The 26553-nt window shown below is 26.5% G+C and carries 41 protein-coding genes and 1 pseudogene; all 42 read left to right on the top strand.

Annotation, left to right across the window (positions count from 1 at the left end; genetic code table 4):
* Nucleotides 1-56 precede the first annotated feature (56 nt).
* The 42 genes and pseudogenes from rpsB to scpB all read left to right on the top strand — a co-directional run bounded on the left by rpsB (nucleotide 57) and on the right by scpB (nucleotide 26544).
* A complete protein-coding gene (gene rpsB / locus ACLFO7_RS04285) occupies nucleotides 57-1091 on the top strand; it encodes a 30S ribosomal protein S2 (RefSeq protein ID WP_412032268.1) in 1035 nt (344 codons plus the stop codon).
* A 72-nt stretch (nucleotides 1092-1163) separates the two neighbouring features.
* Nucleotides 1164-1814 carry an MBL fold metallo-hydrolase gene (locus ACLFO7_RS04280; protein WP_412032267.1) on the top strand — a complete coding sequence of 217 codons (651 nt, stop codon included), beginning with the start codon at nucleotides 1164-1166 and terminating at the stop codon, nucleotides 1812-1814.
* A 16-nt stretch (nucleotides 1815-1830) separates the two neighbouring features.
* Nucleotides 1831-2265, top strand: a complete 435-nt coding sequence (gene coaD / locus ACLFO7_RS04275; RefSeq protein WP_412032266.1) for a pantetheine-phosphate adenylyltransferase — start codon at nucleotides 1831-1833, stop codon at nucleotides 2263-2265.
* The gene (locus ACLFO7_RS04270) at nucleotides 2255-3196 is read left to right on the top strand and encodes an L-lactate dehydrogenase (RefSeq protein ID WP_412032265.1); all 942 of its coding nucleotides are present in this window, start codon (nucleotides 2255-2257) and stop codon (nucleotides 3194-3196) included. The genes coaD and ACLFO7_RS04270 overlap by 11 nt, the downstream gene beginning before the upstream one ends.
* 146 nt (nucleotides 3197-3342) lie before the next feature.
* The gene (gene tsf, locus ACLFO7_RS04265; RefSeq protein WP_412032264.1) at nucleotides 3343-4239 is read left to right on the top strand and encodes a translation elongation factor Ts; all 897 of its coding nucleotides are present in this window, start codon (nucleotides 3343-3345) and stop codon (nucleotides 4237-4239) included.
* 57 nt (nucleotides 4240-4296) lie between these two features.
* On the top strand, nucleotides 4297-5022 hold the full coding sequence (pyrH, locus tag ACLFO7_RS04260; RefSeq protein WP_412032263.1) for a UMP kinase: 726 nt from the start codon (nucleotides 4297-4299) through the stop codon (nucleotides 5020-5022).
* Between the two features lie 10 nt (nucleotides 5023-5032).
* A complete protein-coding gene (frr, locus tag ACLFO7_RS04255; RefSeq protein ID WP_412032262.1) occupies nucleotides 5033-5584 on the top strand; it encodes a ribosome recycling factor in 552 nt (183 codons plus the stop codon).
* A gap of 4 nt (nucleotides 5585-5588) precedes the next feature.
* Nucleotides 5589-6284 carry a polyprenyl diphosphate synthase gene (gene uppS / locus ACLFO7_RS04250; RefSeq protein ID WP_412032261.1) on the top strand — a complete coding sequence of 232 codons (696 nt, stop codon included), beginning with the start codon at nucleotides 5589-5591 and terminating at the stop codon, nucleotides 6282-6284.
* Entirely contained in the window at nucleotides 6274-7413 is a 1140-nt protein-coding gene (locus tag ACLFO7_RS04245) for a phosphatidate cytidylyltransferase (RefSeq protein WP_412032260.1), read from the top strand. The genes uppS and ACLFO7_RS04245 overlap by 11 nt, the downstream gene beginning before the upstream one ends.
* 76 nt (nucleotides 7414-7489) lie before the next feature.
* Nucleotides 7490-8086, top strand: a complete 597-nt coding sequence (locus ACLFO7_RS04240) for a peroxiredoxin (RefSeq protein WP_412032259.1) — start codon at nucleotides 7490-7492, stop codon at nucleotides 8084-8086.
* A gap of 213 nt (nucleotides 8087-8299) precedes the next feature.
* A complete protein-coding gene (gene rpsJ, locus ACLFO7_RS04235; protein ID WP_412032258.1) occupies nucleotides 8300-8605 on the top strand; it encodes a 30S ribosomal protein S10 in 306 nt (101 codons plus the stop codon).
* 34 nt (nucleotides 8606-8639) lie between these two features.
* The gene (rplC, locus tag ACLFO7_RS04230) at nucleotides 8640-9392 is read left to right on the top strand and encodes a 50S ribosomal protein L3 (protein ID WP_412032257.1); all 753 of its coding nucleotides are present in this window, start codon (nucleotides 8640-8642) and stop codon (nucleotides 9390-9392) included.
* Nucleotides 9393-9394: 2 nt separating this feature from the next.
* Nucleotides 9395-10030, top strand: coding sequence for a 50S ribosomal protein L4 (rplD, locus tag ACLFO7_RS04225; RefSeq protein ID WP_412032256.1), 636 nt, complete (start codon nucleotides 9395-9397; stop codon nucleotides 10028-10030).
* Nucleotides 10030-10344, top strand: coding sequence for a 50S ribosomal protein L23 (gene rplW, locus ACLFO7_RS04220; protein ID WP_412032255.1), 315 nt, complete (start codon nucleotides 10030-10032; stop codon nucleotides 10342-10344). The genes rplD and rplW overlap by 1 nt, the downstream gene beginning before the upstream one ends.
* 34 nt (nucleotides 10345-10378) lie before the next feature.
* On the top strand, nucleotides 10379-11218 hold the full coding sequence (gene rplB, locus ACLFO7_RS04215; RefSeq protein ID WP_412032254.1) for a 50S ribosomal protein L2: 840 nt from the start codon (nucleotides 10379-10381) through the stop codon (nucleotides 11216-11218).
* A gap of 21 nt (nucleotides 11219-11239) precedes the next feature.
* The gene (rpsS, locus tag ACLFO7_RS04210; protein ID WP_412032253.1) at nucleotides 11240-11509 is read left to right on the top strand and encodes a 30S ribosomal protein S19; all 270 of its coding nucleotides are present in this window, start codon (nucleotides 11240-11242) and stop codon (nucleotides 11507-11509) included.
* Nucleotides 11510-11520: 11 nt separating this feature from the next.
* Nucleotides 11521-11904 (top strand): annotated as a pseudogene (rplV, locus tag ACLFO7_RS04205) (50S ribosomal protein L22); the annotation flags it as partial.
* Nucleotides 11905-12511: 607 nt separating this feature from the next.
* A complete protein-coding gene (rpsC, locus tag ACLFO7_RS04200) occupies nucleotides 12512-13312 on the top strand; it encodes a 30S ribosomal protein S3 (RefSeq protein WP_412032252.1) in 801 nt (266 codons plus the stop codon).
* A 26-nt stretch (nucleotides 13313-13338) separates the two neighbouring features.
* Nucleotides 13339-13761 carry a 50S ribosomal protein L16 gene (rplP, locus tag ACLFO7_RS04195; RefSeq protein WP_412032251.1) on the top strand — a complete coding sequence of 141 codons (423 nt, stop codon included), beginning with the start codon at nucleotides 13339-13341 and terminating at the stop codon, nucleotides 13759-13761.
* The gene (gene rpmC, locus ACLFO7_RS04190; protein ID WP_412032250.1) at nucleotides 13754-14236 is read left to right on the top strand and encodes a 50S ribosomal protein L29; all 483 of its coding nucleotides are present in this window, start codon (nucleotides 13754-13756) and stop codon (nucleotides 14234-14236) included. Before rplP ends, rpmC begins: the two co-directional genes overlap by 8 nt.
* 6 nt (nucleotides 14237-14242) lie before the next feature.
* Entirely contained in the window at nucleotides 14243-14497 is a 255-nt protein-coding gene (gene rpsQ, locus ACLFO7_RS04185) for a 30S ribosomal protein S17 (protein WP_412032249.1), read from the top strand.
* A gap of 22 nt (nucleotides 14498-14519) precedes the next feature.
* Nucleotides 14520-14888, top strand: coding sequence for a 50S ribosomal protein L14 (gene rplN, locus ACLFO7_RS04180; protein WP_412032248.1), 369 nt, complete (start codon nucleotides 14520-14522; stop codon nucleotides 14886-14888).
* Between the two features lie 12 nt (nucleotides 14889-14900).
* Entirely contained in the window at nucleotides 14901-15242 is a 342-nt protein-coding gene (gene rplX / locus ACLFO7_RS04175) for a 50S ribosomal protein L24 (protein WP_412032247.1), read from the top strand.
* A gap of 10 nt (nucleotides 15243-15252) precedes the next feature.
* On the top strand, nucleotides 15253-15816 hold the full coding sequence (rplE, locus tag ACLFO7_RS04170) for a 50S ribosomal protein L5 (protein ID WP_412032246.1): 564 nt from the start codon (nucleotides 15253-15255) through the stop codon (nucleotides 15814-15816).
* A gap of 2 nt (nucleotides 15817-15818) precedes the next feature.
* Nucleotides 15819-16004 (top strand): type Z 30S ribosomal protein S14, encoded by a 186-nt coding sequence (locus ACLFO7_RS04165; protein ID WP_412032245.1) that lies wholly within the window; start codon nucleotides 15819-15821, stop codon nucleotides 16002-16004.
* Between the two features lie 18 nt (nucleotides 16005-16022).
* Nucleotides 16023-16418, top strand: a complete 396-nt coding sequence (gene rpsH, locus ACLFO7_RS04160; RefSeq protein ID WP_412032244.1) for a 30S ribosomal protein S8 — start codon at nucleotides 16023-16025, stop codon at nucleotides 16416-16418.
* A 13-nt stretch (nucleotides 16419-16431) separates the two neighbouring features.
* Nucleotides 16432-16983, top strand: a complete 552-nt coding sequence (gene rplF / locus ACLFO7_RS04155; RefSeq protein ID WP_412032243.1) for a 50S ribosomal protein L6 — start codon at nucleotides 16432-16434, stop codon at nucleotides 16981-16983.
* A gap of 21 nt (nucleotides 16984-17004) precedes the next feature.
* The gene (rplR, locus tag ACLFO7_RS04150; protein WP_412032242.1) at nucleotides 17005-17364 is read left to right on the top strand and encodes a 50S ribosomal protein L18; all 360 of its coding nucleotides are present in this window, start codon (nucleotides 17005-17007) and stop codon (nucleotides 17362-17364) included.
* A gap of 18 nt (nucleotides 17365-17382) precedes the next feature.
* Nucleotides 17383-18048 carry a 30S ribosomal protein S5 gene (rpsE, locus tag ACLFO7_RS04145; protein ID WP_412032241.1) on the top strand — a complete coding sequence of 222 codons (666 nt, stop codon included), beginning with the start codon at nucleotides 17383-17385 and terminating at the stop codon, nucleotides 18046-18048.
* Between the two features lie 18 nt (nucleotides 18049-18066).
* A complete protein-coding gene (gene rplO, locus ACLFO7_RS04140; RefSeq protein ID WP_412032240.1) occupies nucleotides 18067-18510 on the top strand; it encodes a 50S ribosomal protein L15 in 444 nt (147 codons plus the stop codon).
* 20 nt (nucleotides 18511-18530) lie between these two features.
* Complete coding sequence (gene secY / locus ACLFO7_RS04135) at nucleotides 18531-19946, top strand: preprotein translocase subunit SecY (protein ID WP_412032239.1); 1416 nt, start codon at nucleotides 18531-18533, stop codon at nucleotides 19944-19946.
* Between the two features lie 19 nt (nucleotides 19947-19965).
* Nucleotides 19966-20595 carry an adenylate kinase family protein gene (locus ACLFO7_RS04130; protein WP_412032238.1) on the top strand — a complete coding sequence of 210 codons (630 nt, stop codon included), beginning with the start codon at nucleotides 19966-19968 and terminating at the stop codon, nucleotides 20593-20595.
* 20 nt (nucleotides 20596-20615) lie between these two features.
* Nucleotides 20616-21359, top strand: coding sequence for a type I methionyl aminopeptidase (map, locus tag ACLFO7_RS04125; RefSeq protein ID WP_412032237.1), 744 nt, complete (start codon nucleotides 20616-20618; stop codon nucleotides 21357-21359).
* Nucleotides 21360-21366: 7 nt separating this feature from the next.
* Nucleotides 21367-21606, top strand: coding sequence for a translation initiation factor IF-1 (infA, locus tag ACLFO7_RS04120; protein WP_412032236.1), 240 nt, complete (start codon nucleotides 21367-21369; stop codon nucleotides 21604-21606).
* A 9-nt stretch (nucleotides 21607-21615) separates the two neighbouring features.
* The gene (gene rpmJ / locus ACLFO7_RS04115; RefSeq protein WP_412032235.1) at nucleotides 21616-21732 is read left to right on the top strand and encodes a 50S ribosomal protein L36; all 117 of its coding nucleotides are present in this window, start codon (nucleotides 21616-21618) and stop codon (nucleotides 21730-21732) included.
* A 12-nt stretch (nucleotides 21733-21744) separates the two neighbouring features.
* Entirely contained in the window at nucleotides 21745-22119 is a 375-nt protein-coding gene (rpsM, locus tag ACLFO7_RS04110) for a 30S ribosomal protein S13 (RefSeq protein WP_412032234.1), read from the top strand.
* Nucleotides 22120-22138: 19 nt separating this feature from the next.
* Nucleotides 22139-22507, top strand: a complete 369-nt coding sequence (gene rpsK, locus ACLFO7_RS04105) for a 30S ribosomal protein S11 (protein ID WP_412032233.1) — start codon at nucleotides 22139-22141, stop codon at nucleotides 22505-22507.
* 19 nt (nucleotides 22508-22526) lie between these two features.
* Nucleotides 22527-23507 carry a DNA-directed RNA polymerase subunit alpha gene (locus ACLFO7_RS04100; protein WP_412032232.1) on the top strand — a complete coding sequence of 327 codons (981 nt, stop codon included), beginning with the start codon at nucleotides 22527-22529 and terminating at the stop codon, nucleotides 23505-23507.
* An 8-nt stretch (nucleotides 23508-23515) separates the two neighbouring features.
* Nucleotides 23516-23875 carry a 50S ribosomal protein L17 gene (gene rplQ / locus ACLFO7_RS04095; RefSeq protein ID WP_412032231.1) on the top strand — a complete coding sequence of 120 codons (360 nt, stop codon included), beginning with the start codon at nucleotides 23516-23518 and terminating at the stop codon, nucleotides 23873-23875.
* Nucleotides 23876-23948: 73 nt separating this feature from the next.
* Entirely contained in the window at nucleotides 23949-25046 is a 1098-nt protein-coding gene (locus ACLFO7_RS04090; RefSeq protein ID WP_412032230.1) for a lysophospholipid acyltransferase family protein, read from the top strand.
* Between the two features lie 105 nt (nucleotides 25047-25151).
* Entirely contained in the window at nucleotides 25152-25988 is an 837-nt protein-coding gene (locus ACLFO7_RS04085; protein ID WP_412032229.1) for a segregation and condensation protein A, read from the top strand.
* The gene (gene scpB / locus ACLFO7_RS04080) at nucleotides 25978-26544 is read left to right on the top strand and encodes an SMC-Scp complex subunit ScpB (RefSeq protein ID WP_412032228.1); all 567 of its coding nucleotides are present in this window, start codon (nucleotides 25978-25980) and stop codon (nucleotides 26542-26544) included. Before ACLFO7_RS04085 ends, scpB begins: the two co-directional genes overlap by 11 nt.
* Nucleotides 26545-26553: the final 9 nt, after the last annotated feature.

The following is a 26553-nucleotide window of genomic DNA, read 5'->3' as shown; positions in this document are numbered from 1 at the left end:
TTTTTATAAAAAATATTATATAATATTATGTATTTTTAAATATTTAAGGAGACAAAATGCCAAAAAAAGAAGCAGAAAAAAAAGTTGGATCAGTGTCTAAAAAGACTACTGCAAAAGCAGAAACAACAAAACAAAAAAATGAATCTGCACAAAAAAATGTTGAAAATAATGTTATAGCTAAAAAATCATCAGAAAGTACATACAAAGAAAAAGCTAGTGAAATTGAAGCTAACATTATGGCAAAAATTAATGCAAATCCAACTGTGGCTAATAATAAATTCAAAAAAGTTATTAGTGTTAACAAATTAATGGAAACTGGTGCTCATATTGGTTTAACATCAAAAAAATGAAATCCAAAAATGAAAAGTTTTGTTTACACTAAAAAAGGTAATAATTATATTATTGACCTAATGCAAACAGTGATTGCATTAAGTGATGCATACAATTATTTAATGAATTTATCAAAGGATAATGGATCAGTTTTAATAGTAGGTACAAGAGGAAAAACTATAAAAAATCATGTTAAAGAAGAGGCAAAAAGAGTTCAAGCTTTTTATATTAATGAAAGATGACTTGGTGGTACTTTAACAAATTTTAAAACTGTAAGCAATTCTATTAAAAAATTTAATAATCTTTTATATATGCAAAAGTATGGTGAAATTGAAAAATTCACTAAGAAAGAACAAGTTGCTAAAAGAAAAGAAACTGAAAAGTTGGCAAAATTTTTTGGTGGAATTAGAACTATGAAAGATTTACCATCAGCTTTAATATTAACAGATCCTGAAAATGAAAAAATTGCATTATTAGAGGCAAAAAAATTAGGAATTAAAGTAATTGCAATTTGTAATACTAATGCAAATCCTGAATCTATTGATTATGTAATTCCTGCAAATAATTATTCAATAAAATCTGTTTATTTATTAATTGGAATTCTTTGTGATGCAATAGCTGAAGGTAAAAATTTACCTAAATCATTTGTTGATAAAAAAGATGATGAAATTGTTTTACCAGAAATTGTTAAAAGAAAACCTGAATTTAGAAAAGTTGTTTATGATAGACCAAATTTACAAAATTCACAACAAAAAAAATAATATATTAAAATTTAAATAAATCATTTTAAAATGATTTATTTTTTATTATAATTTTCAAAAAAGGAATTCATTATGTTTGACACTCTTATTAATGATGAATTATATATGTTCCAAAATACAAGAATGGCTAATAATTCATACATTATAATTAATAAAAAAACAGCAATTGTAATTGACCCTAGTTGAAATGGTAAATCAATTATAAATTTTTTAAAAGAAAAGAAAATAAGTGTTGTTAAAATTTTTATTACACATGCTCACTATGATCATATAGTTGATATTGACAAAATTTATAAAGAATTCAAAGATGTTACTTTTTATATATCAGAGCATGAATCTATTCATTTGAGACAAATATCATCTAATATGGCATTTAAATCTCCATCAACTTTTCCAAAAGAAAAAATATTTGAAATTAAATCTAATAATACTGAAATAAAATTTGGACAAGAAATAATTGGTATTTTTCTATCTCCAGGCCATTCCAAAGGTTCTATAACTTTTATATATAAACAATATATATTCACAGGAGATTTTATTTTTTCTGACTGTATAGGTAGAACAGACTTACCTACAGGGAATTTAGAAGAGATGAAAAAGTCTTTGAAAAGATTTTTAAAATTTGCAAAGGATGATTCAATTATTTGTCCAGGACATAATCAAATTTCTTTATTTAAAATAGTTAAAGTTTACAATGATGAATTAAATGAATATTCAAAATAATGGAATTTAATAATTTATGTTAAAAAATTATAATATTGCAATATATCCTGGAACTTTTGAATTTTTTCATGATGGGCATAAATCTATCATTAATAAAGCTATGAAACTTTTTGAAATTATTTATATTGTTGTAAGTAATAATGAAAACAAAAATTCATCTCATATAGAAATTAGATATAACAACATAATAAACTCTAATTTTGTAAAAAATAATAAAAATATAAAAGTTATAAAAAATGAAGGTTTAACAATAGATATTTTAAATATGCTTAATTGCTATTATATAATAAGAGGTGTAAGAAGTATTGAAGATTTTAAATATGAAATGTCTTTGTATGATTCATATAAACAAATTTCTGTTGACTTTGAAATAATATATTTCTTATCGGATGAAAGCATGAGGAAAATATCTTCCTCATCAATATTAAGGAGTAACAAAAATGAAAACTAGAAAAGTGGTTTTGATTGGTTGTGGTGCTGTTGGTACAGCTTTTCTATATGGTGCTATGAACCAAAATTTATTTGATGAATATGTATTAATAGATGCATTTGAAGGTGCTGCTAAAGGAAATGCAATTGATACTTCAGATGCTATCCCAAATTTAGTGCAACCGCCTAAATATGTAAAATATGGAAGTTATGATGATTGTTCAGATGCTGACATTGTAGTTATTACTGCAGGTGTAGCTCAAAAACCGGGAGAAACAAGAATTCAATTAGTAGGAAGAAATGCAAGAATTATTCAAGATATAGCAAATGGTGTAAGAGATTCTGGATTTGAAGGGATTACTGTAATTGCATCTAATCCAGTAGATATTATTACTACTTTGTATCAAAGAATGACAGGTTTTGATCCACATAGAGTAATTGGAAGTGGTACTAGCTTAGATTCAGTAAGATTGAATAGATTATTATGTGAAAAATATAAAGTTAGTCCAAAAAGTGTTTGTGCATATGTTGTAGGTGAACATGGTGACTCATCAGTTTCAGTTTTCTCTGCTGCTACAATTGGTGGAATTCCGTTAGCAAAATTTGGTGGAAAAATGACTGAAGCTCAACAAAATAAAATGCATAATGAAGTAATGAGAATGGCTTATAAAATTATTAATTTAAAAAGAGCTACATTTTATGGTATTGGAGCTGCATTAAACAAAATTTGTAGAGCAGTATTGCAAGATGAAAATATTGTATTACCTGTATCTTGTGTAACAAATGGGACATACAATCTTCAACTTGGATGACCAGCAGTTATTAATAAAGATGGATGAAGTAGACCAATAAAATTAGAATTAAATAAGGCAGAAAAAGCAAAATTTATAAAATCAGCTAAACAAATGAAAAAAGTGTATGATGAAGTTGCTGCTGAACTTGGAATTGAATAGTTATTAAGAATAGTTATAATTAGAAAAACATAGATCCAATTTAGGGACTATGTTTTTTATTTTGCTTGTTTTAAATCATTAAAATGTATTACAATTAGAAAGAATGAAAATTATTTTAATTATCACTATATGGATAGGAGAATTTTATGAGTAATATCACTCCGCAAAAAGTTAAAGAATTAAGAGAAAGAACACAAGCTGGATTTATGGATTGTCAAAAGGCATTGGCTGAATCAAATGGTGACATAGATAAGGCTATTGAATGACTAAGAGAAAAGGGAATTTCAAAAGCTGCTAAAAAAGCTGATGCTATTGCTGCAGAAGGTTTAACAAATGCAGTTATTAGAGGAGATCAATGTTTAGTTTTGGAAGTTAATTCTCAAACAGATTTTGTTGCAAAAAATGAAGAATTTATAAATTTAGTTAATGATATAATTGATGCTATTTTTATAAACAAAAAAGTGGACAAAGAATCAGTAGAAAAAATGCAACTAAAAAATGGTAAAGATGTTAAAACTGCATGTGTGGAAGCAACAGCTAAAATTGGTGAAAAAATTGAATTTAGAAGAGCAATGTTATTAACAAAAAAATCAAATCAATCTTTTGGAGCATACCAACATAGTAATTCAAAAATATCATCTGCTATTTTAATTGATGGTATTGTAGATGATTCATTAGCAAAAGATATTGCAATGCATCTAACAGCTATGAATCCTAGATTTTTAAGTAAAGAAAAAGTTGATAATAAATGATTAGAATCTGAAAGAAAAATTCTTTTAGAAAAATCTAAAGAAGAATCAAAAAACTCTAAAAAAGATCCAAAATTTATGGATAAAATTATTGATGGAAGATTAAATAAAATTCTTTCAGAAAATTGTTTAGAAGAACAACCTTTTTTTAAAGATGGTAGTATAACTATTAAAAAATTACTAGAACAAAAAAATGCAAAAGTTATAGACATGGTTCGTTTTGAATTGGGTGAAGGTATTGAAAAAAAAGTTGATGATTTTGCAAGTGAAGTAGCTGCACAAATGAAAAAATAGGTTTTGATGTAAAAAAATAGATCAAATCTATTTTTTTATGTAGTATAGGAGATATTTATGCATTCAAACAATAATAGCAATAGAACAACTATAATGTTGAAATTAAGTGGAGCCTCACTTAATCATAATGACAGTGATAATATAATTTCTTTTGAAATTTTAAATGAGATTGCACAGCAAATTAAAGTTTTAATAAATCATTTTAATGTTGCAATTGTTCTTGGTGGTGGAAATATTTGAAGAGGTTCTATAGCAAGTAAAGTTAATATGCCAAGAGATCAAGCAGATTATATGGGAATGTTGGCAACAATAATAAATTCTATTGCTTTTGAATCTATTTTGAAAAATATAAATATTGATGCAAAAGTTTTCTCAAAAATAGAAATGGAAAAAATTTGTGATACTTATTATTTAAGAAATGTTAAAGATTATTTAAATAAAGGTGGAGTTGCAATATTAGCTGCTGGAACTGGTATGCCATATTTTTCAACTGATACAGGTTCAGCTATTACTGCAATAGAAATTGGTGCAAAATTTATTTTAATGGGAAAAAATAATGTTGATGGAGTGTATTCTTGTGATCCATTAGAAAACCCTAATGCAGAGTTTTATAAAACACTAACTTATGATGATGTTATTTCTAAAAATTTAAGAGTAATGGATACTACAGCAATTGCTTTGTGCAAGGAGTATAAAACCAAAATTATTGTTTTTAACATAAATGAAAAAAATAGCATTATAGATACACTAAATAGAAAGTCAAAATTTACAATCATTGAATAGGATATAATTTATGGAATGAAAAGTTTATAAAGAAGAATTTGATAAAAAAGCTAATGAGAAAATTAATTGATTAGAAAGTGAATTTTCTAAGATTAGAACTGGTAGACCATCACCAACAATTTTTGACTCACTTTTATTTGATGCTTATGGTTCAAAAGTTAAACTTAATGAAATAGCTAATGTGCATGTTGCAGAAGGAAGAACATTAATTGTTAAACCATATGATAAATCATTATTACATGAAATAAATCAAGAAATTCTTAAATCAAATTTAGGTTTAACACCTCAAGTTGATGCTGATTTACTTAGAATTAATTTTCCTTCTCAAACTGAAGAAACTAGAAAGAATTCTGTTAAAAAATGTAAAGAAGTTCTTGAAAATGCAAAAATTGGTATAAGAAATATTAGAAACGATATTCATAAAAAATATAAAGCAGATAAAGAATTAAGAGAAGATGAAATTAAACAATATGATCTAGAATTAGACAAAACTACTAAATTATATAATTCAAAATTAGATGAATTATTTAGTAAGAAAGAAAAAGATTTAATGTCTTTATAGAATAATGAAAAAACATAAATTGAATCACATAGCATATATTATGGATGGCAATGGTAGATGAGCTACTAAAAAAAACAAACCAAGAAATGTAGGACATTTAGAAGGTGCAAAAGTGATACCAAAAGTTATTGACTATGCAATTAATGAAAACATAAAATACCTTTCTTTGTTTGCATTTAGTGTAGAAAATTGAAATAGACCAAAATTAGAAGTTGAGTATCTACTGCAATTGCTTATTGACCATTTAACAAATAAAACTAAAAAATATTTAAACAAAAAAAATATAAAACTAAATTGAATAGGATTTGAAACAAATTTGAATCCTTTAATAGTGAGGAAAATTAAATCAGTTGTTGAATCCACTAAAGATAACAAAGGTATAATAGTTAATATTTTTTTTAATTATAGTGGTACAAAAGATATTGAAAACGCTTTTGAAAAAATATTAGACAAAAATTTTTCAAAAAAAATTAGCAATATTAAAGAATTATTATTAACAAGTGAATTGCCCCCAATTGATTTGCTAATAAGAACAGGAAATGAAAAAAGAATAAGTAATTTTGCTCTATATGATTTAGCATATTCTGAAATTATTTTTGAAGAAGCTTTGTGACCAGATTATAATGAGTTAAATTTTAATTCAAATGTAAAAGAATACTATAATAGAGATAGAAGATTTGGAAAAATAAATGAACAATAAGATAAATAATAATAGTTTAATAAAATCAAATAATTTTTTCAAAAAAATAGATATTAATGTTAATAAACTGGATGATGGTAAAAAAAGAACATTTCAAAATAGAACATTAATTTCTATTTATGTTTTCATATACTATATACTAGTTATTTTATTTTCCTTTTTTTCTGATGAAACACAAGTGTCAAAACTTATAATAAAAGATAGTTTTCCAGAATCATTTAAAATTGTTTTTTCAATTTTATACTTATTTATTATTTATGCACCGTTTGTTATTGCAATGATTGAAATTAATAGGTTTATTTTTGGAAGAAACTGAAAAACATTAGTTGGTATTTTAATTTCAGGAACACTTTTCTTTTTTTTGCCTAATCTATCTTATTTATCTTTTAAATATCTTGGATTGTTTAATGATAAAGTCCCCATAGCATTTTATAGTAGTGAACTTGATGGAAAAATAAATGAATTAAATAAAATAAGATTATTTTTTGGTACCATATTAGCTTCAATGTTAATAACAATTATTGTAATGAATGTAATGTTGGGTTTTACAAAACTTAATAATTTTAAAAATGTATTAACACTTAATTTTATTATGTTTATAGTTCCATTTGGATTCATGTCATTTGGAATTATTGGTTTATTAAAATCATGAGTTGTTTTATTATTTATATTTTTTTCAGTTGTATTTACTGATGCATCATGTTACATAGTTGGCTTAATGTTTGGAAAAACTAAAATGGCACCAGCAATTAGTCCTAATAAAACTTGAGAAGGAGCAATAGGTGGAAGTATAATTGCCATAATTGGATTAATGGTTTATTCTTCATTATGAAAAATAGATGCAACTAATGTTGGTTTTAAAACACTTTCTATTTTTGCATCAGCAAAAGATTGAGTTAATTGAATTTGAATATTATGTACATCTATCACGCTTGTAGTTATTTCTATAATGGGAGATTTAACATTTAGCTATATAAAAAGAAATTTTAATATAAAAGATTATGGAACTATATTAAAAAGTCATGGTGGTATTCTTGACAGAGTTGACTCATTAGTGTTTGTGACTTCAACTTATGCTGCTATTTTATTTGTTGTTTCATCCATGGTTAATTGAAATTTATTTGGCTAATATTTTTTCATTTATTAAAATGTTGAATAAATATTATAATACTATATGTATTACATAATAGATAAGGAGAAAAAATATGATTGTAACTAAAAAAGCACCTAATTTCTTAGCACCAGCAGTTTTGCCTGATGGTAAAATAGTTGATAATTTTGAGTTATATAAAAATAGTGGAAAGAATGGTATAGTACTATTTTTTTGACCAAAAGATTTTACATTTGTTTGTCCATCAGAAATTATTGCTTTTGATAATAAATGCTTAGAATTTAGAGAAAGAGGATATAACATTATAGGTGTTAGCATTGACTCTGATTATGTTCATTTAGCATGAAGAAATACAGAAGTAAATAAGGGTGGAATTGGACATATTAAATTCCCAATTGTATCAGATATTAAAAAAGAAATTTCAATTGCATATGATGTTTTGTGTGATGCAGGAGTTTCATTAAGAGCATCTTTTTTAATTGATAGACAAGGAATAGTAAGACATGCTGTTATCAATGATCTACCATTAGGAAGAAATATTGATGAAATGCTAAGAATGGTTGATGCATTAACATTTTTTGAACAACATGGAGATGTTTGCCCTGCTAATTGAAAAAAAGGTCAAGATGGTATGAAAGCAACACCTGAAGGTGTATCTGAATACTTGAGTAAAAATAAAGAAAAACTTTAATAATTAATCTGCAGTTTAAAATTGCAGATTTTTTGTTTATTAAAATAAGTTTATCAATATATATAATTTTTGTTATAATCATAAGGTATTGTGTCTATATTTGAGATTGCTGATACACCAATATTAGTTGTCAAGTGATCAGGTAACTCATTTATAGAAATAATAACAATTATATAAAAATATGATTGTAATCATTGAAAGGACAACTAAGATATGAAAAATGAATTAAAAATAAAGTTATTTTCTTATGATCATAGATTATTAGATGAATCAGTTAAGAAAATTATTAAAACTTCTAAAGATAGTGGAGCTAATGTTAAGGGACCAATTCCACTTCCAACAAAAAAAGAAGTATTTACAATTTGTCGTTCTCCACATGTGAACAAACCATCACGTGAACAATTTGAGAGAAGAACACATAAACGTTTAATTATCTTAACTAATACTACAGATAAAACAAGAGAGAATTTGAAAAATTTAATAATACCATCAGGTGTTGAAATTCAAATTACTTTATAAAAAGATAATATAAAAAATTATATGAGGTAAAAATATGAAAATGTTATTAGGTAAAAAAGTTGGTATGACACAAGTATTTTTAGAAAGTGGTAAAGTTATACCAGTTACTGTTATTCATGTTGAACCAAATGTAGTATTAGAAAATAAAACAAAAGATAAAAATGGTTATGTATCAACAAAAGTTGGTTTTGTATCTGTTGAAGAAAGAGTTTTGAATAAACCTAAACAAGGTTATTTTAAGAAAATAAAACAAGAACCAAAAAGATTTATAAAAGAGTTTAGAGATGTTGATGGATATAATGTTGGAGATAAATTGACTGTATCAACTTTTAAAGCTGGAGATAAAGTTGATGTTCAAGCAATTTCAAAGGGACATGGATTCACTGGTGCTATTAAAAGATGAAATTTTAAAGTAGGACCTTTAGGACATGGTGCTGGATATCCACATAGATATCAAGGTTCAATTTCTTTTGGCCGTGGTGGTAGTCAAGGTCAAAGAGTAATGAAAGGCAAAAAAATGTCTGGTCATTGAGGAAATGAATTAATAACAATTGCAAATTTAACTGTAATAAGTATAGATGCAGTAAAAAACTTAATTTTAATTCATGGTTCAGTTCCTGGTCCTAATGATGGAGTAGTTTGCATTAAAACAACTTCTAAAAAAACAAAATTTATTGAACCATTAAAATTGTGTAAAGGTAAAGTATCAGAAGAAGCTGCTATACAAGAACATGCTCAAGCTGTAGATACTTCACATGAGGCACAAGAAAATAAGGAAGGTAATTAATTATGGCTACTGTTAAATTTTTTTCAGACCTTGATGGAAATGTTAAAAATGTTGAATTGAAAAACACAAAATTAATTGAAAAAAAAGTTAATAAGCAAGCAATTTTTGACTCTATTATTGTAGAAAACGCTAGCGAAAGACAAGGTACACATTCTACTTTAAGCAAGGGAGAAGTACGTGGTGGTGGTAGAAAACCATACAGACAAAAACATACAGGTAGAGCAAGACAAGGTTCAATTAGAAATCCACAATGAGTTGGTGGTGGTGTTGCATTTGGTGTTACTCCAAATAAAAATTATAAAATTAAGTTAAATTCAAAAATTAGCAAGTTAGCCTTTAGATCAGCTATTACTTTAAAAATAAATGATAATGAATTAAATTTGTTAGTAAATAAAGTTGAGTTGAAAAAACCTTCTACAAAAACAATTTCAACTTTTATTAAGAAAATTAATTTAGTAGATAAAAAAGTTTTAATTGTTTTAAATGAGCAACATGAAAATTTTATAAAATCATGTTGAAATATACCAACAATTAATCCAAAATTATGAAACCAAGTTTCTGTGAAAGATATTATTAATAGTGATATAGCTATTATTCAAGAGGATGCATTTAACAAGATTTCGGAGGTATTTAAATAATGGATTTATTAAATGTTATTATTAAACCTTTAAATTCTGAAAAAACTTATAGTTTAAGAGCATTGGATGTTAAAAAATATGTTTTTGAAGTAAATAAAAAGGCAAGTAAGCAAGAGATTGCATTGGCTTTTAAAATGATTTATGGATTTGCTCCAGAAAAAGTAAATGTTGTTAATAGAAAACCTGTTGCTATAAGAACAGGCACAAGAAATCCTGGTTTATCTAAATTTAAAAGAATTGCTTATATTACTCTTCCAAAAGGTGTTGATATTGCTTTTGATGAAGAAGAAGCAAAAAGTACAGAAAAAAAATAGTTAATTAGGCGAAAAGCAGAAAGGAAATGCATATATGCCAGTAAGACGTATAAAAGCAAGAAGTAGCGGTATAAGACAAACAGCCATTATTGATTATAAAAGTGTTTTAACTACTTCTACACCAGAAAAATCATTGCTTGTTCCATTAAAAAAGCATTCTGGTAGAAACAATGAAGGTACAATCACTGTAAGACATCATGGTGGTGGGTCAAAAAGAAAATACAGAATTATTGATTTTAAAAGAGATAAAATAAATAAAATTGCCACTGTAAAGACAATTGAATATGATCCAAATAGAACATCATTTATTTCATTGGTTTCATATGAGGATGGAGAAAAAAGATATATAATTGCTCCAAAAGATTTAAAGGTTGGAGATAAAATATTATCAAGTAATCAATTAATTGATATTAGAGTTGGTAATTCAATGCCAATTGAATTTATTCCAGAAGGTACATTTGTTCATAATGTTGAGTATGTTCCTGGTAAGGGAGCTCAAATGATTAGATCAGCTGGTACTTCTGCTCAAATCCTTGGTAAGGATGAAACAGGTAAATATACTTTATTAAAACTACCTTCAGGGGAAGTTAGAAAAATATTAAATAACTGTATGGCTACAGTTGGTATTGTTTCAAATGGAGACCATAACCTTGTAGTTATTGGTAAAGCAGGTTCTAATAGACATAGAGGTGTTAGACCAACAGTAAGAGGTTCAGTTATGAACCCTAATGATCACCCACATGGTGGAGGAGAGGGTAGAAGCTCAATTGGGCATGACGCTCCAAGAACTCCATGAGGTAAAAGACACATGGGTGTTAAAACAAGAAATGCTAAAAAATCTTCTTCTTCACTAATTGTGAGACGTAGAAAATAATGGAAAGGAAATTGGAATATTATGTCAAGAAGTTCTAAAAAAGGACCATATGTTGAAGATAGTTTAATGAAAAAAGTTCAAAATATGGTTAAGCAAGAAAAAAAGAAACCAATAAAAACTTGATCAAGAAGAAGTACCATTTTCCCAGAATTTGTTGGTTTAACATTTGAAGTCCATAATGGTAAATCATTTATTAATGTTTATGTAACTGAAGATATGATTGGTCATAAATTAGGTGAGTTTGCATCAACTAGAAACTTTAAACAACATACAGGAAATAGAAAAGATTAAGAGGTATTGAAATGAAAGCTAGAGCAATACAAAGAAATATTCACCTATCTCCTAGAAAAGCAAAGTTAGTTTGTGATTTAATTAGAAATAAAAAAGTTACAGATGCATTAGTTATGTTAGAACAAGTGCACAAAAAAGCTGCACCAATTATTAGTAAGCTTCTTTCATCTGCAATGGCAAATGCTACAAATAATCATGCAATGAGTGCTGAGAAATTATATATTTATCATATAGTTGCTAATCAAGGATCAACATTAAAAAGAACGTCGCCTAGAGCAAAAGGTTCTGCTGACTTGATTAGAAAAAGACATTGTCATATAGAAATTATTCTTTCTGATGATGTTAATGAAAGAAAAAAAGATTTAGATGCAATAAAGCAACTAAAAGCTAAAAGAGCAAAAAATAATAAAGGTTATTCAGCAAAACAAAGAGCTGGATTAGTTAAAAAGTCTAAAAGTAAATTAAATGTTAAAAAAGATGTTGTTAAAAAAAATAACAATGATAAGCCAGTTGTAAAAAATAAAGTTGATGCTGAAACTTTAAAAAGAGAGCAACAAGTTTTAAAAGTTGTTGATACTAAAACAAGCAATGATAAACTAGAGATTATTACTACGTCAATTATTATGATTTCAGCATCTCCTAAGCATGCAAATTTATTATTAGATGATCCATCTAAAAATGTTTTATTTTATAAAGTTACTCCAACAAATAAAGTTGAAAGAGTTTTAGTTTATGCAACTGCGCCAGTTAGTGCTGTGATTGGTGAATTTGATTTATCTGAAATAAAAATTTCTGATAAATCAACATCATGAACTAAATATGCTAGTAAATCAGTGTTTACAAAAAAAGAATTTGATGAATACTATCATGAAAAACATGAAGCTCATGCAATAGTAGCAAGTAAATCTTTTAGATATAGTAAGCCAAAGAGTTTAAAAGATTACAATATGTCTAAAGGCCCTAGTGGTTTCCAATATTTGAAATAATTAGAAGAGGTGTATTATGGGACAAAAAGTAAATCCTAATGGATTAAGAATAGGTATTAATAAAAATTGAGAGTCTAGATGAATTGCAAAAGATAATAAGCAAACAGCAAAATGACTTGTTGAAGATGATAAAATTAGAAAATACCTAATTAAATCTTTTAAAAATGCTCAAATTTCAAATGTTGAAATTGAAAGACATCAAAAAAGTATTGATTTATTTATTAATTGTTCTCAACCAGGAATTTTGTTGGGAAAAGAAATGAGTACTTTAAAAGTAATTAAAAAACAAATTAATTTAATTGTTGGTAGACATATAAAAGTTAATGCTAATGTAATTGCATTAGATAACCCATCATTAAGTGCAAGAATTATTGCAAGAGAAATTGCTGACGCAATTGAAAATAGAGTTTCTTTTAGAAATGCTCAAAAATTAGCTATTAAAAAAGTTTTAACTAATGGAGCTAAGGGAATTAAGACTCATGTTTCTGGAAGACTTGGTGGAGTTGAAATGGCAAGAGAAGAAGGATATTCTGAAGGTATTGTTCCTTTAACAACATTAAGAGCAGATATTGATTATGCATTAGAAGAAGCTTTAACAACATATGGTTTGATTGGGGTTAAAGTTTGAATTAATAGAGGTGAACTATTTGGTAAAGGAGTTCATTCAACAAACAAAAATATTCAAAGTAAGCCAAAATTTAATTCAGATCAAAAAAATTCTAATGGTAATTTTAATAGAAAATTTGATAATAAAAAACAACAAAATACTAAACCAAATACAAATAAAAAATTTGTGAAAAAAGAGAAATCAAATTAATAACTTATAGATAGGAGAAAAATATTATGTTGCAACCAAAACGTACAAAATATAGAAAACCTCATCGTGTAAGTTATGAGGGCAAGGCTAAAGGTAACAAATATGTTGCTTTTGGAGAATTTGGTTTAATGTCTACAAAAGGAGCTTGATTATCAGATAGACAAATAGAATCTGCACGTATTGCTATTTCTAAATGTCTTGGTAAAACAGGAAAAATGTGAATTAGAATTTTTCCACATATGTCATTAACTAAAAAACCTTTAGAAGTGCGTATGGGATCTGGTAAAGGATCTCCAGAAAAATGAGTAGCTGTTGTTAAAAAGGGAACTATCATGTTTGAAGTAGCAAATATTCCAGAAGAAATGATGAGACAAGCTTTAACACGTGCAGGCCATAAATTATCAGTAACTTGAAAAATTGTTAAGAGAGGAGAATTACCTAATGATTAAGGATTTAAGAAAAAAAACTGATATTGAATTAGGTGAATTAATCTCATCATTAAAAGTTCAGTTACTAGAATATAGATTTAAAATGGCTAATGGAGATGTTGAGGGAATACATAAAATTAGTGAAATTAAAAAAATGATTGCGACAGCTATGACTGTCCTGTCTGAAAGAAATATAAAAATTTCTTTTACAACTCATACAGTGCAATTAATAAAAATTTCTAATAATAAGCAAGATATAAAAGCAATTAAACTTGAAAGTTTAGCAAAAGAAGTTAGTGATAAAAAAAGTAATAAACAAGCTAAAACTACACCAAAAACAAATAAAAAACCAATACCAAATAAAACTTCAAATAAAGTTATTTCAAAAGATCAAAAAAATAGTAATGTGAGTAAACAATCTGCAAGTTCAAATATAAAAAGTTCATCAAATAATAGACAAAAAAAAGTTGCTATTAGAAGAACAGCAAAGGGGTAATAAATTATGGAAAGAAATTCAAGAAAAACTTTAATTGGTGTTGTTGTTTCTGACAAAATGCAAAAAACAATTGTTGTAAAAGTTGAAACAAAAAATAAACACCCTTTATACAAAAAATTAGTTATTACTCATAAGAAATATCATGCTCATGATGAAAAAGAAGAATCAAAGATTGGTGATACTGTTGAAATAATTGAAACAAGACCATTAAGTGCACTTAAACGTTGAAGACTAAATAGCATTATTGAAAAAGCAAAATAGTTATTTAATAAGGAGAATAAATATGATTCAATTCATGTCTAAATTAAATGTTGCAGATAATAGTGGTGCTAAATTAGTTGGTGTTATAAAAGTGCTTGGTGGTAGTAAAAGAAGATATGCAGGTGTTGGAGATATTGTTGTTGTTTCTGTTAAGAAAGCTCAACCTGGTGGAATAGTTTCTAAAGGGCAAGTATGCAAAGCTGTTATTGTTAGAACGAAAAAAATTATTAAAAGAACTAGTGGAAATTATTTGTCTTTTGATGATAATGCTTGTGTAATTATTAGAGAAGATAAATCCCCTAGAGGGACTCGTGTGTTTGGTCCAGTAGCAAGAGAATTAAGAGATAAAGGTTTTGCAAAAATTGCATCTTTAGCTCCTGAAGTTTTATAGGAAGGTATTATTATGCAAAGACTTAAAAAAGGTGATAAAGTAAGAGTAATATCTGGGAAACACAAAGGTAAAGAAGGAACTATTTTAACTGTTTATCCAAAAGATAATAAAGCTACTATTGATGGATTAAATATTTATAAAAAACATCAAAAAGCAAATCAACAAAAAGAAGAAGGTGGAATTATTGATGTTAATGTGCCATTAGATATGTCAAAATTAGCATTAGTAGATCCAAAAGCAAAAAATAAAGTAACAAAAATAAAATTTCAATACAAAAATAACTCTGGTAAAAGAAAAGACAAAATTAGAGTTTCAAAGGCAACAAACAATGAAATTATTTCAGGAAAGAAATAGGTATTAATATATGGCTATTAAATCTAATTTATATAATAAATATAAAAATGTTGTTGCAAAAGAATTGCACAAAGAATTTAAATATAAATCTGTAATGCAAATTCCTCGTATTGAAAAAATTGTTGTAAATGCTGGTTTAGGTGATGCAACAGGCGATTCAAAAATAATTGACCAAGGTATGAAAGAACTAATGGTTATTACTGGGCAAAAACCGATTGCTACTAAATCAAAAAAATCTATTGCGACTTTTAAAGTTAGAGAAAACCAAGATATTGGTGTTAAAGTAACTTTAAGAAAAGAAAACATGTGAAACTTTTTAGAAAAATTAATTACAGTTGCAATTCCTCGTATTAGAGACTTTAGAGGATTAAGTACTAAGTCTTTTGATGGTAGAGGTAGTTACACAATGGGAATAAAAGAACAAATTATATTCCCTGAAATTGTGTATGATGAAATAAAAAAAATTCGTGGCTTTGATGTAACAATCGTTACATCTGCTAAAACAGATGCTGAAGCGCTATATTTATTAAGAGCTTTAGGAATGCCTTTTGTTAGAACTAAGGAGAATAAATAATTATGGCTAAAAAATCATTAATTGTTAGACAAAAAAAACATCAAAAATTTTCTGTTAGAAATTACACTAGATGTGAAAGATGTGGAAGACCAAGATCTGTTATTAGAAAATTTGGAATTTGCCGTCTTTGCTTTAGAGACCTTGCATATAAAGGTGCAATTCCTGGTGTTAAAAAAGCATCTTGATAAATATAAGGAGAAATTATTATGTACATGGATCCAATATCAGATTTATTATTAAGAATCAAAACAGGAACTAAAGCAAGAAAAGTAGATGTAATTGTGAATTCTTCAAAATTAGTTGATGGAATTTTAAAAATTCTAAAAGATGAAGGTTATATTCTTGATTTCAAAACAGAAAAATTACCTAGAAACAAAAAGCAAACAAAGGTTTTCTTAAAATATAAAAACAATGTTTCAGCAATAACAAACTTAAAACAAATTTCAAAACCTGGTTTAAGAGTATATAGTGAAGCTAAAAAATTACCAAGTGTTTTAAATGGACTTGGAATAGCTATTATTTCAACAAGTAATGGATTAATGACTGATAAAGTAGCAAGAAGTAAAAATATTGGTGGCGAAGTTATCGCATTTATATATTAATTAGGAGTTGGTTATGTCTCGTATAGGAAATAGAATTTTAGAAATACCAACAGGTGTTCTAGTTGATATTCAAAAAAATATTGTTAAAGTATCAGGAAAAAATGGAAATTTAGATGTTCCATACAATCCAAATTTATTATCAATTTTAAATAAAGATAATAAAATTTTTATTAAAAGAAAAAATGAGGAAAAATTTACAAAAATGCTACATGGAACAATTAATGCAAATATCAATAATGCAATAATTGGTGTGAATAATGGACATATGAAACATTTAAAAATTTCAGGTGTTGGTTATAAAGCAAATGTATCAGGATCATTTGTAGATTTATATTTAGGACATTCACACAATATTAAAGTAGCAATTCCTACAGGTGTTAAAGTAGAATGTCCTAGTGCTACAGAAATTAAAATATCAGGTTTTGATAAAGCAGTTGTTGGACAACTAGCAGCTGTTATTAGAAGCAAAAGACCTCCTGAACCTTATAAAGGTAAGGGTGTTATGTATGCAAATGAACATATTGTTAGAAAAGTTGGTAAAACAGCTGAAAGTTCTAAAAAATAATAAGAGAAAGGTAATAAAATTATGAAAAATGTTAATTTTAATAGAAAATTTAAAAAACAAGAACGTCATAAGAAAATTATTAGAAAATTCAAAAGAATTGATAATGGATTACCAAGACTTATTGTTACAAAAACAAATGCTCATATATTTGCACAAATAGTTGATGATACAAAAAGTATTACATTAGTATCTAGTTCATCTTTACAATTAAAACTTAAGAATGGTAATGTTGCTAATTCTAAAAAAGTTGGTGAAGATATAGCTAAAAAAGCTACTGCTAAAAAAATTAAAGCAATTAATTTTGACTGTGGTGGTTCAAAATATAATGGTAGAATTTCAGCTTTAGCTGATGCTGCTAGACAATCAGGTTTGAAATTTTAATATATAAGGGTAATTACAATGGAAGATAAAAAAACACAATCGACTGCTGATTCTGTTAAAGAAGCAGTAAAAGAAGACAAAAAAGTCTTAACAAATTCTAAACCTAATGAAGATGGCAAAAAGCAAGGATTCATGAAAAATGGCAAAATTAGCAATTTCAATAAAGATGCTAGTAAGTCACAACAAAAAAAACCTGTAAGAATTTCAACTACTGGATATGAAGAAAAAGTTGTAGGTGTTAAAAGAATTTCTAAAACAACAAAGGGTGGAAGAAGCATGAGATTTTCAGCACTTGTTGTTATTGGAGATAAAAAAGGTTTAGTTGGATTTGGTATGGGAAAATCTATTGAAGTTCCTATAGCAATAAAGAAAGCATTAAAGAATGCTAAGAATAATATGTTCAAAATTAAAATGAACAAAAGAAATACTTTGTATCATGAAGTAATTGGTAGACATGGTGCTGGTAGAGTTTTAGTAAAACCTGCTCCTGAAGGTACTGGAATTATTGCTGGTGGACCAATTAAAGTTGTATTAGAATTAGCAGGTTTTACAGATGTTTATTCTAAAAATCTTGGTAAAAATACTTCATTAAATATGGTTAGAGCAACTATAAAAGGATTATTATCTCAAAAAACACCTAAAGAAATAGCTGCATTGAGAGATAAGAAATTATCTGAATTATAATTTGTAGGGAGAATAGTTATGAAACTAAATAAATTAACATATACTGAAGGTAGTAGAAATCACAAAGAAAAAAGAGTTGGACGTGGTTTTGGTTCAGGTATAGGAAAAACATCTACTAGAGGTAGTAAAGGTCAACATTCAAGAAAATCTGGTGGGACTAGATTGGGTTTTGAAGGTGGTCAAACTCCTCTATATAGAAGAATTCCTAAAGTTGGTTTTAATAATAAAAATTTTGAAACTAAATATAATACAATTACTCTACAAACAATTTCTAATTTAGATATTACAAACATTGATACAAAAATTCTTTTTGAAAAAAAGATTATTAGTAATCCAAAATTGCCTTTAAAAGTCATTGGTAATTTTCAATTAAAAAAACCTATTAATATTTCAGCAAATAAATTTACTAAAGGTGCTATTGCAGCACTTGAAAAAAGTAAAAGTAAATTTACTATTCTATAATTTATAGTATCATTATATACATGACAGATATTAGTTTAAAAAATAGAAAAAGTAATTGAGTTCAATTAAAAGAAATCTTTACAAACAAGCAAGTGATTGTTTCCCTTTTGGCAACAATGACTTTGCTTATTTTATTTAGGGTTGGAGCAAATTTAACACTACCTGGTGTTAAACTAACATCAACTGCTGGATCTGTTGATACACAAACATCATTTTTAGGTGTTTTAAATATTTTAAGTGGTGGTGGTGTTACACAATTTTCTTTTATGGCAATAGGGGTGTCCCCTTATATTACAGCTCAGATTATTATTCAACTTCTTTCCTCTGATCTTATTAAACCTTTATCAAATTTAACAAAGCAAGGGGAAAAAGGTAAAAGAAAAATCGAAATTATTAATAGAGTTTTAACAATGCCCTTTGCACTTATGCAATCATATGCTGTTTTAAGTTTAGCAACAACTCAAGGGGCAATTACAGTTTATGGACAAACATCACTTGGTGCATTAAATGGATGACAAACATTTTCTTTATTGATTGGTATGACTGCTGGAACATATCTTACAATATTTTTAGCTGACATCATTTCAAAAAGAGGAATAGGTAATGGAATTACACTTATTATCATTTCTGGTATAGTATCATCTTTATATACAAATTTTTCAAGTGTGTATACTGTTTTAGTTTTGCAATCAAATCAACCATATGACATTTTAAAATACTTGTCATTTATTGTTTATATTATTTTCTTTATTGCAATATTATTGGCTGTTGTATTTGTAAATGGAACAACTAGAAAAATACCTATTCAGCAAATTGGACAAGGTTTATCTAAAGATATTTCTGAAATGCCATATTTACCAATTAAATTAAATGCTGCTGGAGTTATACCTGTTATTTTTGCAAGTTCATTAATGACTATACCTCCAACTATTGCACAATTTTTAACTCCTGGTAGTGATGGTGTAAATTTCATAAATAGTTATCTTGCAATTGAAACTCCTGTTGGATTAACAATTTATGCAATATTAATTGTCTTGTTTGGATTCTTTTACTCTCATATTCAAGTTAATCCAGAAAAGTTAGCTGAAAATCTAAAAAAATCAGGTAAATATATTCCAGGTGTTAAAGTTGGAGAAGAAACTTATAAATATTTAAGTTCAACATTAAATAGAGTAAATTGTATTGGTGTTCCTTTTTTAACAATAATTGCTGTTATTCCATATGTTATTTCATTAACAACTAACATTCCAAATGGACTTGCACTGGGTGGTACAGGTGTTATTATTATGGTTAGTGGATCATTAGAGTTTTGACAAGCTCTTAAAAGTGCACAAACAAATTATGGTTATTATAATTTGACAAAGAGAATTAAAACTTCAAATGAATATGCAATAGCTAATAGTGGCGAGGATAAAGAATCTAAACATTTATGATAATTACAAAATGAGGATTATTATGAAATTATTATTATTAGGAGCTCCAGGCTCTGGTAAAGGTACTTTATCTGAATATTTAATTAGTAAGCATAACTTTGCTCATGTTTCTACAGGGAATATATTTAGAAAAGTTATTGATGAAAATTTAGAATATGCAGATGAATTAAAAAGTTATATTCTTAAAGGATTGCTAGTTCCAAATGATTTGACAAATAAAATTGTTAAACAAGAATTAGGTGAACTAACAAAAAAATATACAAATATAGTCATGGATGGATATCCAAGAACAATAGAACAAGCCGAATTTTTAAAAAATATATTTACCATTGATAAAGTAATTTATTTAAATGTTGATAGCGATTTATTGGTTAAAAGATTGACAGGTCGTAGAATGTGTAATAAATGTAAAAAAATATATAACATTTATTTTTCGCCTCCTAAAAAAGATGGAGTATGTGATAATGATGGTGAATTATTATTTCAAAGAAAAGATGATGATCTTTCAATTATTCAAGAAAGAATACAAACATATAATCAAACAACATTTTTATTAATTGATTACTACAAAGATAAGGGTAATTTAATAGAAGTTGATGGTGCTTTAAGTACTGAAGAACTTCATGAAAAAATTAATTCTATATTAAGATAATTATTATATAATCTATTGGTATGATTATTATTAAATCTTTATATGATATAGAGCAAATAGAAAAAGCATCTTCTATCTGAAAAAAGGTTAGAGATGATTTTTTTAAATATGTAACAATAGGTCAGTCATTAAAATATTTAGATTTAAGAGCAAAAAACATCATTGAAAATAATGGTGGTAAATGTGCATTTTACAAGTATAATGGGTTCCCTGGTAATATTTGCATTTCTGTAAATGATGTCATTATACATGGAATACCAAATGATTACATTCTACAGGAAAAAGACATTGTAACATTTGATGTAGGCGTTGATTATAATGGTTATATTTGTGATGCTGCATTCACAATAGTATTAGGAAATAATGAAGAGGCAAAAAAAATAAATGAAATTTGTTATAATTCTTTACTTGAAGGAATTAAACAAGCAATTCCTAATAATTATATAGGTGATATTTCATTTGCAATTCAATCATATGTTGAAAAAAATGGATATCATGTAATTCATGATTTTGGTGGTCACGGTTGCGGAAGAAAACTTCATGAAGACCCGATGATCTTAAATTATGGTAAGCCAAAGACTGGTGCAATGTTAAGACCTGGTATGGTAATTTGCATTGAACCAATGATATTAACAGATGATAAAAAATACTACATTGATAAAAAAGATAAATGATCTGTAATATCAGAAAATCATAAGTTAACTTGTCACTGGGAACATATGATTTTAATAACAAAAGATGGAAACAAAATATTAACTGAGTAGGTATCAAATGTCTAATAAAGATAATTTAAAAGTTAAAGAAGAAAAGCTTAAAATGAAAGGCACTGTAATTGAAACATTACAGGGTGGAAATTTTAAAGTTAAGTTAGAAAACAATGTAGAAATTATGGCTAACGTATCTGGTAAAATTCGTGTTTTTAAAATACAGATTTTAAGAGGTGATACTGTTGAAGTTGAGTTGAGTCCTTATGACTTAACACGTGGTCGTATAGTTTATAGAATATCTTAGGAGAATTATATGAAGGTTAGAGCTTCTGTAAAACCAATTTGTAAAGATTGTAAAGTAATAAAAAGAAAAGGTTGTGTTATGGTTATTTGTAAAGCATCTCCAAAACATAAACAAAGACAAGGGTAGGAGGATAATATTATGGCTCGTATATTAGGTGTTGATATACCAAATAATAAGCGTGTAGTAATTTCATTAACTTATATTTATGGTATTGGTAAGTCATTAAGTTCAGAAATTTTATTAAAAGCTAAAATTGATGAAAATAGAAAAGTATCTACTCTAACTGATGAAGAATTAGCAGTAATTAGAAAAATTGCAGCTGAATATATGATTGAAGGTGATTTAAGACGTGAAACAGCAATGAACATTAAAAGATTAATGGAAATTGGATGTTATCGTGGCATTAGACACAGACGTGGATTGCCTGTAAATGGTCAAAGAACTAAATCAAATGCTAGAACAAGAAAAGGTCCTAGAAAAACAGTGGCTAACAAGAAGATTGAGGCTAAATAGTTTCTAGAAAGGATTAAATATGGCAAAGAAAAAAAAGAAGTTAAGTTCTCCAAATGGGATTGCTCATATTCATGCAACTAGTAACAACACAATAGTTACTTTAACTTGTGAATTGGGAAATGCAATTTCATGATCAAGTTCAGGAAGCATTGGATATAAAGGATCAAAAAAATCTACTCCATATGCTGCTGGAATTGCAGCTGAAACTGCTGCTAAAACAGCAATGGATTTAGGATTAAAAAAAGTTATTGTTAAAGTTAATGGAACAGGTCAAGGTAAAGATACAGCAATTAGAAGCTTACATGCAGCAGGTCTTGAAATTTCTGAAATTCATGATGTTACTGCTATTCCTCACAATGGGTGTAGACCACCTAAAAAACCAAGATAATTCAATTTAGGAGATTTACATGGAAAAATTTATTAAATATCAAATTGAAGCAGTAAAAATTGAAGAAGAAAGTCTTGATCATGGAAAATTTAAAATAGGTCCTTTGGAAAGAGGTTTTGGTAATACTTTAGGAAATTCTTTAAGAAGAGTATTATTAAGTAACATTGAAGGTCATAGTCTTTTTGCAATAAAAGTACCTGGAATTAATCATGAATTTCAAGCAATAAAAGGTGTAAAAGAAGATTTGACGCAGATAATATTGAATCTTAAAAAGTTAATTATCAAAATTGATGATCAAATTTTTGGTGAAGATAGACAAAAAAGTGAAAAACTTGAAAAGTGACCAACATTAAAAATTGATTCAAAAGGTGGAGTTGTTAGAGCAGCTGACATTGAAACACCAGCTGGATTTACAATAATTAATAAAGACATGTATATTGCTACTGTAAATAAAGATGCACATTTAGTTATTGATTTGTATGCTAGAACAGGAAGAGGTTTTTGTTCGTTTGAGGAAAATAAAGAATTAGTTGATGCAATTAATACTATTTCTGTTGATTCAAACTTTTCACCTGTAGTAAAAGTTGCATATAATGTAAATGAAGTTAAGACAAGTAAAAATGATATTAGTGATGAATTGACAATCGAAATTGTTACAAATGGGTCAATAAAAGCTAGTGATGCATTAGCAATGAGTGCTAAAATTTTAGTTGAACATTATCAACCAATTGTTAATTTAAATGAAACAATGAATGGTTTACAAGTGATGGAAGAAGATTCTTCACATTCTACTTCATCATCTCTTGCTATTTCAATTGATGAATTAGAATTATCTGTGCGTTCTTATAATTGTTTAAAACGTGCTGGAATACAAACTATTCAACAATTAACTGATAAAACTAAAACAGAAATTGAAAAAATCAGAAATCTTGGTAAAAAATCTTTCAAAGAAATTATTAAGAAAATTCAAGATAGAAACATGAAACTTAAAGATGAATAGAGGTAATTATGTCTTACATAAATAAAGAGGGTAAAACAGCTTCTTGAAGAAAAATGGTTATCCGTCAACAAGTTTCTGAAGTTATTGATCATGGTAGAATAATTACTACTTTAACAAAAGCAAAAGAAACTCAAAGACATGTAGATAAGATAATTACTTTATCTAAAAAACAAACATTACATGCTAGAAGATTGGCTATGGAAACCTTATTAGATACATCAACTTCTACAAAAGATTTGCTATTGAAAAAATTATTCGATACATTAGCAAAAAAATATAAAGATAGAAATGGTGGATATACAAGAGTATTAAAATTAGGTCCTAGAAAAGGCGATAATGTTGAAGAAGCTATTATTGAACTAGTTTAGTTTAATAAAAATATCATTAAGTTAGTACTTAATGATATTTTTATTATAAAGTTATAAGGTAGGTTATATTATTATGAAAGCAAAAATATTTTTCAGAAATCTTGGACACGCAATATCATTTCCTTTTGTTGCAATATCATTACTAATAGGTTTATCTAAGTCAAAAAATTTGTATAAAAAATATTATTCTGATCCAGATTTATTAAGTGAAGAAGAAAGATATAGTTATGTTTATAAACAGACTTCAAAGGCAACATTTATTGCTAATTGTAAAATAAACTACGATGGAATTGAAAAAATACCACAAGTGCCTGTAATGTATGTTTGTAATCATAAAGCAGGATTTGATCCATTACTACTAATTAAAATATTTTCACAGGAGCAAAAGGTTATTAGACCAGTATTTGTTTCAAAAATAGAGTTATTAAATAATAAGAATGTAGGAAATGCTGCAAAATTAATTGATACAATTTTCATTGATAGAAAAAATTTAAGAAGTGCTTTTAAATGTATTGAAGAGGAAAAGAAAATTTTAGCTAAAAGATCTGTTGTTGTTTTTATAGAAGGAACAAGAATTTTATCACATGATTTTGGAGAATTTAAAAGTGCAGCTCTTGAGCCTGCTTTTGCTACAATGAGACCAATAGTTCCAGTTGTTATACAAGGTTCTGTTGGTGTAGAACAAGAAGATAAAAAAAGTTTTTTTAAATATAAGGAAATCAATGTTAGATTTTTGCCTTGTATTAAGCCAACTGAATTCATTCACACTAGTAGAGAAGGATTGGCTGTAAAATTAAGAAAAATTATGCTTGAAAAATATAATGAGCTTGAAAAAGAAAATAAATCAAAATTATATGACCCTCAAAAAGCATTAACACATAATGTTGATGAGATGCAAAGTGATAATAATAAAGTTGAAGATGAAATTAATAAAAAATTAACTATTAGTTTACAAGATGAAAATAATATTGAAAATAGTAAATTAAAAAATAATGTAAATAAAACTTCATCAGTTAAACATAATAGTAAATCTAAAAATAAACAAAATTTAAAATCAACAAAAACATATAAATCAAATAGTATAAAAAAAACAACACAAAAGAAATTAGAAAATAAAAATACAACAAAAAAATCAAAAACAAATAATAAAAAAAATAATTTAAAAAAGTAGCATTTAAAATAAATATGCTACTTTTTTATTTGTATTTAATATCTATATAAAATTTCTAATATTTATAGTTATTATAATAAAATTATATGGTTAGAGGATGTTGAAATGAGCAATATAGGAGATAAAATAAGATCTAATTTTGATTTTAAAAGTTTAGAATGCAATATAAGTATTATGGATTTTAATGGTTCTTTTGACTTATTGGTTGCATTAGTAAAAGAAAGAAAAATGGATATAATGACATTAAATCTTGTAGAAATTACAAAGCAATATATTGATTTTGTTAATAATAATATTGCATCAATAAAAATTGATGATTTAACAGAATACTTGTTACTTGCATCTTATTTATTAGAATTAAAATCAAAAAAAGCTTTGCCAGTAATTGATACTGTAGAAAAACTAAATAAAGAAATAGAAAGAGATAAATTTATACAAAGATTACTTGTATATAAACAATATCAAAATATTGTTCCTCAACTAATGGATAAACTTGAAATACGTTATAAAATGCATGACAAAGAAACTTATGATTTAAATGAATATATAAATGAAGAGTCAAAAAATAGCAATTTTATACCTCAAAATATTGATATAAATAAGATTTTAAAGGCAATGCAAAAAGTTTATATAAAACTAGAAAATATGGGAAAACCAAAATCAAATATTGCAGTTATTGATGTAAGTGAAATATCAATAGATGTTGTAGAAAATGATATTAAATTATTTTTAGAAAATTATGATTTTAATACAAAGATAACTCTTGATGATTATATAGCAAGCATTCCTGATGAAAAATTTTCTAAACAATATTTTGTTGTTGCATTTGTAGCTATTCTTGTTTTAGTCCGTAATGGATATATCTTAATAGAACAACCTGAAGATGATGATCAAATATATATTATTAAAAATAAATTAGATGAGGGCGAAAATGAACATTAAAAGTATTATAGAAGGAGTTTTATTTATTTCTGGAAAAGAAGGTGCAACTATTGAAAAATTAAAAAAAATAACAAAGTTAGATGAAAATGATTTGATAGCAGTTATTGATGAAATGATAGTGGAATATGAAAGAAGTTCCCAAAGAGGATTAATACTTAGAAAATTTGGTGATGATTATAAATTAGTTACTAAACCAGAAATAAATAATATAATTTCTAAGAATTTCAATGTTAAGCTTAAAAATCCGCTTAACCAAGCAATGATAGAAACACTTGCTATTATTGCTTATAATGAACCATGTACAAGAACACAAATACATGATATGAGAAAAGTTGATCCAACCCCAACAATTGAAAAATTAATTGAGTTTGGATTGGTTGAAGAAGCTGGTAGATCAGAGGCTGTTGGTAAGCCATATCTATATCAAGTGACAAAATTGTTTTATGATACATTTGGAATTAATTCTATAAAAGAATTGCCAGAAATTGTATTGCCAAATGATGATTTAGATGATGATAGCGATTTAGATTTTTTTGATTCAAATCGATATGAATAGAAAAAAGTT

The sequence above is a fragment of the Malacoplasma muris genome, from assembly GCF_046774425.1.
Lineage (GTDB): Bacteria > Bacillota_I > Bacilli_A > Mycoplasmatales > Mycoplasmoidaceae > Malacoplasma > Malacoplasma muris.
Note: the sequence above shows the minus strand (reverse complement) of the source record. Positions and strands in the feature narration are given on the sequence as shown.